The sequence below is a fragment of the Lacinutrix sp. MEBiC02595 genome (assembly GCF_053601555.1).
Genome location: NZ_JBSHNU010000213.1, coordinates 1 through 587 on the forward strand (window position 1 = coordinate 1; position 587 = coordinate 587).

A 587-nucleotide genomic window follows, 5' to 3' on the forward strand; every position below is an offset into this window, starting at 1 on the left:
GAAGATGGCGTTACTACACAATTAGATTTATCTGCAATCATAGCAAACCTGGAAGCTTTAACAACATTGGTGGATAATAATGACGGAACATTAACTTACACCGATGAAGATGGAAACCCAACTATTTTAGATGTTGCTAACCTGGAAACATTAACATCCATTGCTTTAAACACAGACAATACAAACATCGATTATACGGATGAAGATGGCGTTACTACACAATTAGATTTATCTGCAATCATAGCAAACCTGGAAGCTTTAACAACATTAGTAGACAACAACGACGGAACATTAACTTACACCGATGAAGATGGAAACCCGACTGTTTTAGATATTGCTAACTTGGAAACATTAACATCCATTGCTTTAAACACAGACAATACAAACATCGATTATACAGACGAAGATGGCGTTACTACACAATTAGATTTATCTGCAATCATAGCAAACCTGGAAGCTTTAACAACTTTAGTTGACAACAACGACGGAACATTCACTTACACCGATGAAAACGGAGCGCAAACAATAATTAATGCTGCAAACTTAGAAACACTTACAACCCTAACGAATAATGGAGATTTAACCTA

1 pseudogene is annotated in these 587 nt (G+C 35.9%); it reads left to right on the top strand.

From position 1 onward, the window contains the following. Positions 1-587, top strand: a pseudogene (locus ACVCZW_RS07690) (hypothetical protein); the annotation flags it as partial.